The sequence below is a fragment of the Deltaproteobacteria bacterium genome (genome assembly GCA_016874775.1).
GTDB lineage: Bacteria > Desulfobacterota > Binatia > Bin18 > Bin18 > VGTJ01.
The window spans coordinates 1-8,634 of sequence record VGTJ01000220.1 but is presented as its reverse complement, the minus strand read 5'-3'; the positions used below and the strand labels follow the sequence as shown (position 1 = coordinate 8,634).

General features: G+C 53.7%; 5 protein-coding genes. All 5 read left to right on the top strand.

The window, feature by feature from the left end:
• Positions 1–266: 266 nt before the first annotated feature.
• From FJ147_25310 to FJ147_25290, 5 genes are read left to right on the top strand one after another with little or no spacing between them, the layout of a single operon-like run.
• On the top strand, positions 267–1,337 hold the full coding sequence (locus tag FJ147_25310; GenBank protein ID MBM4259205.1) for an amidohydrolase: 1,071 nt from the start codon (positions 267–269) through the stop codon (positions 1,335–1,337).
• A 13-nt stretch (positions 1,338–1,350) separates the two neighbouring features.
• Positions 1,351–2,121: an acyl--CoA ligase gene (locus FJ147_25305; GenBank protein MBM4259204.1), complete on the top strand. Its 771-nt coding sequence runs from the start codon at positions 1,351–1,353 to the stop codon at positions 2,119–2,121.
• Positions 1,883–3,535: an AMP-binding protein gene (locus tag FJ147_25300; GenBank protein MBM4259203.1), complete on the top strand. Its 1,653-nt coding sequence runs from the start codon at positions 1,883–1,885 to the stop codon at positions 3,533–3,535. The genes FJ147_25305 and FJ147_25300 overlap by 239 nt, the downstream gene beginning before the upstream one ends.
• Positions 3,421–7,263: an amino acid adenylation domain-containing protein gene (locus FJ147_25295; GenBank protein ID MBM4259202.1), complete on the top strand. Its 3,843-nt coding sequence runs from the start codon at positions 3,421–3,423 to the stop codon at positions 7,261–7,263. The genes FJ147_25300 and FJ147_25295 overlap by 115 nt, the downstream gene beginning before the upstream one ends.
• Before the next feature lie 39 nt (positions 7,264–7,302).
• Complete coding sequence (locus tag FJ147_25290) at positions 7,303–8,448, top strand: amidohydrolase (protein ID MBM4259201.1); 1,146 nt, start codon at positions 7,303–7,305, stop codon at positions 8,446–8,448.
• The last annotated feature ends 186 nt before the right edge of the window (positions 8,449–8,634 follow it).

Genomic DNA, 8,634 nt, shown 5'->3' with positions numbered 1-8,634 from the left:
CGACGATGAGTTTCAAGCGCTCAATATCAAACCCGGTAAGTTTCATGGCGATTGGAACTATACGCTTCTTCCTCGCTCTTAATCGGTAACTTAATTCTTGCCCATGCCTTAGTTACCCGATCGAAGGGGGTTGGGTGCTGGACAATCCCCCATACAGGTGGATTCGTGCCTGACTCACTCACAATGAGACCCTCCGCCTCAGAGTATTGCTTCTCCTGATTTCGCCTATCTTGCGTTTCGTCTCAACCGAAGAGGAGAGAGGGAATATGCGGTCTTTTGACATCATGGATGCTGACGGGCATGTGTATGAAAAAGATAGTGAACTCTTTACCTATCTTGAGCCCCCCTACGCTGGGGAACAATCAGTCTTGGCGTTCCCCTTCTGGCCAACGATCGACGGATTTCATCGCGGAGCCATGCTGGGGCGGTTAAACATTCACAAGTCGTTAGAAACAAACGCCTCCATCTGGCTGAACTTTCTTGACCAGGCCGGGATTGCTCAGACGGTGCTCTATCCTACTGCGGGCTTAACCTGTGGCTTCATCAAAGACCCAGAGTGGGCGATCGCTGTCACCCAAGCATATAATAACTGGTTGTTTGATCGCTATTGTCGTGAGAGCCCACGGCTGCTGGGCATGGCGCTCATTCCGCTGCAAGATCCCTCAGCAGCCGTGCAAGAACTGCGGCGTGCAGTCACCAAACTCGGAATGGTTGGTGCAGTCCTACCGGCGACAGGTCTCAGATTTCCCCTTGGCCACGCGCAGTTTGATCCAATCTATGCGGAAGCGGAACGGCTTGGGTGTGCGCTGGCAGTGCATGGCGGACCCTCGCAAGGATTGGGGCTTGAGCTGTTGGACAAGTATGCCCAGATGCACACGCTGAGCCATCCGTTCGCCCAGATGATGCAGCTGACGAGCATCATTATGAGCGGCGTGTTAGATCGCTTTCCGCAGTTACACATCGCCTTCCTCGAAGCGGGAGTGAGTTGGGTACCGTTTCTCATCGACCGGATGGATCGGTCTTATGAAGTGCGCCGCCGCCCGGAGTATGTCGGTGACGTGAAACAGAAGCCTAGTACCTATGTCAAAAGTGGCCGGATCTTTTTTAGTGTCGATCCCGGAGAAACGACCCTGCCCACGGTCTTTAAAACCATAGGGACTGATGCGTTGTTCTTTGCTTCAGACTTTCCGCATGAGGTGAATCTCGAACGCTGTCAGCAGGAACTGCCTGTCCTTATGCAAATGGCAGAACTCTCTGACAAAGAAAAGCGCAGTATCTGTGCTGACAATATGCACCGTTTCTATCGTCTTTCGCAACGCGAAAAAGCTGCCAGATGATGATCTCCGATGAATGGAGCGATGCTGCTCGTTTGTTGACGGCCACCAGGAAAGCTACATGCGCGACACCAGAATATCTGGACCTGAGCGAGTACCCATTCGTGATGTCATTGATCATGTGGCGGAACGCTCTGCAGGTGCCCCATTCCTCCTGAGCCCAGAAACACAGCGCAGTGTCACTTTTCGAGAGTTCCAACGTCACGTTGCCCGCTGGGCTCAGTATCTCGTCAGTTTAGGGTTCACCAAAGGCGACAAAGTTGCCTGCCTACTCGACAATGGTCTGTTCTCGGTCGAATTGTTGTTTGGCGCCATGTATGGCGGTTTTGTGCCGGTGCCACTGAACGTGGTCGCTGGCCCCGCCCAGGTTGCTCACACGCTGGGTCATTCAGATGCACGCGTCGTATTCGTTGCCGATGAATACCAACAGTTACTTACCAACAGTATCCAACAAATCGAACGTCCGCTGCAGATTATCCCTGCCGATCCCGATGCCGGGCCTGAATGGCGGGGCTCGGCGAGTAAAGAAGTCACACTTCCTCACGTCCATGAAGACGATGATGCCCTCCTCATCTACACGTCAGGGAGTACGTCCCAGGCCAAAGGCGTCGTGTTCACTCAGCGGAATCTGCTTGCTGGGGTTGCCAATACCATTGCCGTCTACCAGTTCACCCCCCCAAGATCGGTCGCTGTGCCTCCTGCCGCTCTACCATCTCAATGCTCTCACCGCGACGCTCCTGCCGATGTTGCTAAGCGGTGGCTCTGTCGTCATGCCGCACCGGTTTAGTGTGTCCCAGGTGTGGCAGTGGGTGGAAGAATATCAGTGTACGTGGTTTGCAGCGGTCCCAACTATCCTTACGCACCTGGTGAATTGGACTGATCCTGCTGATGCAGGTCTGGCAGATCGTTTCCGCCAACTGCGTTTCATTCGCTGCTCCTCGGCGCCACTTGCTTCGTCGTTGCATCGCACCTTTGAGGGGAAATTTCCGTTTCTACTGGTCGAAGCGATGGGAATGACCGAAGCGGGGGAACTCTTTCTTACCCCTCCTTCCCGTGCGCGGCAAAAGATCGGCTCCCCAGGCCTTCCCTGTCATGAAACGAAGATCGTCAACGAAGATGGGCACTCTCTCCCAGGCGGACAAACCGGAGAGATTCTCATTCGTAGCCCCCGCATCATGAAAGGCTACTACAAGAATGCCGAGGCGACGGCTGCGGTACTCAGCCCTGACGGTTGGCTACGGACTGGTGATCTCGGGTACCAGGATGCCGATGGGTATGTCTTCATTGCCGGACGAGCCAAAGAGATCGTCATCAAAGGCGGAGAAAATATCGCAGCGCGGGAGATCGATGATGTACTCATGCGACATGCTGCCGTCCTTGAAGCTGGGGCTGTAGGAATACCTGACTCGTATCTCGGCGAGGACCTCGTTGCCTATGTCGTATTGAAACCAGGTTACCAGTGTTCAGCGCAGGAGTTACTCACACACTGCGCCCAGCTCTTGGGAGAATTCAAAACGCCGAGCCAGATATATTTTGTTCAGGACTTGCCCAAAGGCCCGTCTGGCAAGATGCAGCGTTTGAAGTTGCGAGAGCGCAGCCCTGCAGCTACAGCCGTACAGCCCCCACCCATCGCCCAACACCCACAACTTAACCTTATAGACCAGCAGCAGTCTGGGTATGTCGCACCACGAACATCGGTCGAAGAAAAACTCGTGACAATTTGGGTAACCGTGCTGCAGCGTGCGCCGATCGGGGTGCACGACAACTTCTTCACGTTAGGAGGACACTCTTTGTTAGCAGCGGGGATTCTCGCACGGGTGCGGGATACCTTTCGGGTCAGCCTCCCGTTGCGCGTGCTCTTTGAGGCTCCTACCGTGTTGCCGCGCTCGCAGAGCAGATTGAGGCCGCTTGTCTCGTCGACAACAGCACGCTTGTGCCTCCTATCCAGGCGCTTCCACTCGACCGGACAATCCCCCTCTCTTTTGCCCAACAACGTTTATGGTTTCTCCAGCAACTCGATCCGCGGTCGACCGAGTATAACATCACTACCGCTCGCAAGTTTATCGGGCCGCTCAATATCTCCGCTTTGGAACAGAGCCTGGCTGAGATTATTCACCGCCAGGCAAGCCTACGGACAACCTTTCCCGTCATCGCTGGGCAACCGATTCAGTCGATCGCTCCATCCATACCGTTCTCTCTGACAACGATAGATCTTGCCGCGTTCACCGATGAAGAACGCGAAGCGGCCGTACAGCAACATGCGCGGGAAGAAGCACAGCGACCTTTCGATCTTGCTGCCGGGCCATTATTGCGGGCGACGCTGTTCCACTTGGCGGACAACGAGCATGTGTTGCTCTTCTCCATGCACCACATCATCTCTGATCGCTGGTCGATGGAAGTATTCTTCTCGGAACTGAGCACCCTCTACACGGCATTTTCTACGCACCAGCCTTCGCCTTTACCAGCATTGGCTATTCAATATGCCGACCTCGCAACCTGGCAACACGATTGGTTACAAGGCGAAATACTCGACCAGGACGTTGCGTATTGGCGCCAACAGCTAAACGATGCGCCCCCCGTACTGACACTTCCGACCGATCATCCGAGACTGCCCGTGCAGACGCACCGTGGCGCGCACCAGCGTACGCATTTTCCTCTCTCGCTGACGCAAGCCTTGCACGAATTGAGTCGTCAGGAAGGCACCACGCTGTTCATGACCATGTTAGCTGCCTTTCAAGTGTTGCTGTGCCGCTACACCGGTCAAGATGACATTGCCGTAGGTTCACCCACCGCAAACCGTACCCACGTCGAGACCGAGCAGTTAATTGGCTTCTTCGTCAATATGCTGGTGTTGCGGACCAATGTATCTGGTAACCCGACATTCCGGGAATTGCTTCAGCGCGTGCGCGAAGTCGTCTTGGGAGCCTACGCACACCAAGCCATACCATTTGAAAAGCTCGTAGAAGAATTGCGTCCAGAACGGACACTGAACTATTCTCCACTTTTTCAAGTAGTGTTTCACCACCGCAACGTTCTACCACAAGCAGCAGAGTTTCCTGGTATACGAACGGAAGTGCTTCGATATGAGAGCGGCTCTGCACAGTTCGATTTGACGCTGGCTTTACGCGAAACTGCAGAGGGTCTCGAAGTTGAAGCTGAGTATGTGACGGACCTCTTTGAGGAGACCACTATTACACGGCTGATCGGTCACTATCGGACCTTGCTCGAAGGAATCGTCAATCAACCAGATAAGCCGATTGCCACGTTGCCCTTGCTCTCGCGTCAAGAAGAGCAGCAGATCCTCATTGACTGGAACAACACAACACGTGATGATTTCCCAGACACCTGTCTCCACAATGTGCTCGAAGCACAAGGAGAAAAAGCCCCTGATGCCGTAGCTGTCGTCTTTGACAAACGATGGCTGACGTATCGCGAACTCAACAACAAAGCCAATCAGCTCGCCCATTACCTACAGAAGCTCGGTGTCGGCCCAGAGGTGTTCGTCGGCGTATGCGTAGAGCGCTCGCTAGAATTATTGGTGGGGCTTCTCGGAGTTGTCAAAGCAGGAGCCGCGTATGTGCCGCTTGATCCCGACCTGCCTCAGGACCGCCTTACATTCATGCTGAAAGATTCCGGTGTTCGCGTTCTTCTCACGCAAACTGCTCTGCTGCAGAAGCTGCCAGACTGCCCAGCTCAACTTGTGTGTCTTGATAGCGATTGGAGGAACATTGCAGGCGAGAGCACGACTCCCCCGGTCACAGAAGTCACGCCCGACAATCTCGCATACGTCATTTATACCTCAGGGTCTGCAGGCACCCCGAAGGGAGCACTCAACACGCATCGGGGGATTTGTAATCAGCTGAGATTGATGCAGGAAACCTATCGATTATCAGAGACCGATCGTGTTCTGCAGAAAACTCCCTACAGCTTCGATGCTTCAATCTGGGAAATCCTCTGGCCGTTGATGGCTGGTGCAACAGCAGTGCTTGCCCATCCACAAGAATATCGTGACCCTCGCTATCTTGTCCGGCTGATTATCGAACAGCAGATAACGGTCCTGTTCTTTGTTCCGTCCATGCTCGGAATGTTTTTAGAAGTAGCTGACGTTGAAAAATGTCACTCCCTGAGACAGATCATCTGTGGCGGAGAAGCGCTCACCCTTGAATTGCAGCAGCGCTTCTTCCGTCGCTTACCAGCTCGTTTGGATAACTGGTACGGCCCGACCGAAGCAGCGATCGCGGTCGCGTATTGGGCCTGCAAGCGGGATGATACACGTGAGACTCTGCCAATTGGTCGGCCCACCGCCAATACACAGATTTACCTGCTTGATGAATATCTCCAACCGGTGCCGGTGGGCATCCCAGGCGAGTTGCACATCGGCGGCGTGCAAGTTGGCAGAGGCTATCTCAATCGCCCAGGACTCACTGCGGAGAAATTCATCCCTGATCCGTTCAGTGGGCGACCGGAGGCACGTCTCTATCGGACTGGTGATCTCGCACGTTACTTACCGGATGGCAGCATGGAGTTTCTCGGGCGTATCGATAATCAAGTAAAAATTCGCGGATACCGTATTGAGCTAGGGGAGGTAGAAGCGGTATTGGCGCAACATGCGAGTGTGCGAGAAGCCGTTGTCACAACGAGAGAGGACGCAAGCGGAGATCAGCACCTGATTGCGTACCTTATTCCTCATACACTGGCGCGTATAACTGAAGACGTGCGCGCCTATCTCAAAGCGAAGTTGCCTCCCTACATGGTCCCAAGTGCCTTCGTCTTCCTTGAAGCCTTCCCTCTCACTCCGAATGGGAAAATCGATCGCAAGGCGCTACCCGCTCCAACCCAAAGCTTGTTAGAGGCAGGACACGCCTATGTTGCACCGCGGACGCCAATAGAGGAAACGGTTGCAGGTATCTGGTCAGAGGTGTTGGGAGTGCAACAGGTCGGGGTGTACGATAACTTCTTCGCTCTCGGTGGTCACTCGCTCAGAGCCATGCAATTTATCAACCGCGTGCGCTCGAGTTTCGCAGTGGAGCTTCCTCTACGCAGTTTGTTTGGAACGCCAACGGTGGCTGACTTAGCTACGGCAATTGATGCAGTATCGCGGATGGAGAAACCAAGTGCAGAGCCAGCATCATCTTTGATTCCACTACAACCGGACGGAACCAGACCACCATTCTTTGGTGTCCCAGGTCATAATGGAGATGTGTTCTGTTACCTCGCACTAGCACAGAAGCTTGGTCCAGAGCACCCTTTCTATGGTCTTCAGCCTCCTGGCACTGACGGTAAGCGTCCACCGCTCACAGATGTGAAAGAGTTGGCGGCATATTTCGTCAACGACATTCGTCGGTTCCGACCCGAAGGGCCATACCTCGTTGGCGGATATTGTTTAGGCGGGATCATCGCTTTTGAGATTGCCCAACAACTGAGGAGCGCAGGTCAGGAAGTCGCACTCTTAGCTCTGTTTGGGACACAATCACCGACTGCCCTGACCGTTTCCCACCGGATTCGGAGGCGAAGCTGGCGGTATGCGCAGCGCATGGGCAACTGGATGAGGATGCTCTGGCATTCACCGTTGCGAGAGCACCCCCGCTATGTTCTCGAGAAAATACAACAGCGACAGAGAGAGAAAGAGAAACACGCCTCGAACCTGTTGCACTATCCCCATCGGCCTTACGTCGAACAAGCAACCGTAAAAGCAGCGCATCGCTACCAGCCCGAGAGATACGCCGGGCGCATCTCCCTTTTCATACCGAATCCGGATCCTCGTAGCTTATACAATAGCCGCTTCCTGGAGTGGCAAACCTTAACAACTGCTCCCTTCGATAGCGAAGTTGGACCACCAGAGTGCACGAGCGATATGATGCTGCGTGAGCCGTACGTACAAATCTTTGCCGAGCTGTTGCGTACCCGCCTTGATCAGATCAAAGTGTAGGGGTGTGATACACCTCAACTCGTTATAAGGAGGGGACTGATGATCAACTACAAAATTATCTCTGGCGATACCCACATCGTTGAACCACCAGATCTGTACACGTCGCGCATGTCTGGCAAATGTCGTGACCGAGCACCGTATATCAAACGACAAAAGACCGCTGACGGCAAAGACTCAGACGCCTGGTTCCTCGGCGATACGCAAGTTGTGACTCTTGGTGCGGTCACCCAAGCTGGACGGCGCTTTGATGACCCGGAAAAGATCGACTTCGTTGGCATCTGGGAAGATGTCCGTGAAGGCGCCTATCAACCGGGCGCGATGTTGAAAGAGCTAGAATTCGACGGAATATGGGGTGCGATTATCCAACCAAGCCAGGGGCTGTTTTGGTATCACATCGAAGATAGTGAACTGCTTTCTGGTCTATGTCAGGCCTATAACGATTGGATTGCCGATTTCTGCAAACCACATCCTGATCGTTTAAAAGGGATCGGCATGCTTAATGTCGATAATGTTGCAGAGGCGTGTGCAGAGTTGAAACGAGTGGCGAAACTCGGACTCGCTGGCATGTTCATCCCAGTGACGCCAACACCAGGCCAACCCTATCGAGATCCTGTGTACAATCCGTTATGGGCAACCGCCGCAGACTTAGAGATGCCGCTGCTGCTGCATTTAGCGACACAACGCGCCAATGTCCCAGGGTGTGAGATCAGTACAAGTTTTACGACCTTCACTGCCGCAGGCTTACGACCAACGCAAGATTATTGGGTGCGCTACTCACTCACAGATATGATTTTTTCTGGCGTGTTTGAACATTATCCACGTTTACTGGTCGGTTCAGTCGAACACGAAGCCTCATGGGTTCCGCATTGGCTCAAGCAAATGGACTACACGTACAAAGAACGTCCGGTCTATCGTGGCTATCAATCGAAAGAAGGCTTACTACCAAGCGACTACTGGCGACGCAATTTATTTGCGGTCTTTCAAGAAGATGAGGTGGTCGTCGAGTTACGCCACCGCATCGGCATCAACAACCTGATGTGGGGCAACGACTTTCCGCACTCAGAGTCAACGTGGCCGAAGTCACGCGAATTCCTCTCGAACATGTTTACTGGCGTACCAGAGGCAGACTTACGGAAGTTGACGTGTGATAATGCCGCGCGGGTTTTTCACTTTTCGCTTTCTTAACTCTCTTCATGGAGTATCTTTTCGGAAATTCCCTCTCCCTCCCAGGGAGAGGGCTAGGGTGGCCTGATGAACGAAGAGGAAACACGAGAGGCAGGAAGGAGGAAAGAGCGACACCCGATTTGTTCCGCGGGAGCAAGCAAAGAAGGTCTTGTGAGCGAGCAGCGATGGAGCTAAGAGCGACATAGG

What these genes read in the sequence shown, in the direction of transcription:
- FJ147_25305 (MBM4259204.1), top strand. Translation starts at nt 1,351, where the DNA reads ATGGAGCGATGCTGCTCGTTTGTTGACGGCCACCAGGAAAGCTACATG.
- FJ147_25310 (MBM4259205.1), top strand. Translation starts at nt 267, where the DNA reads ATGCGGTCTTTTGACATCATGGATGCTGACGGGCATGTGTATGAAAAA.
- FJ147_25300 (MBM4259203.1), top strand. Translation starts at nt 1,883, where the DNA reads ATGAAGACGATGATGCCCTCCTCATCTACACGTCAGGGAGTACGTCCC.
- FJ147_25290 (MBM4259201.1), top strand. Translation starts at nt 7,303, where the DNA reads ATGATCAACTACAAAATTATCTCTGGCGATACCCACATCGTTGAACCA.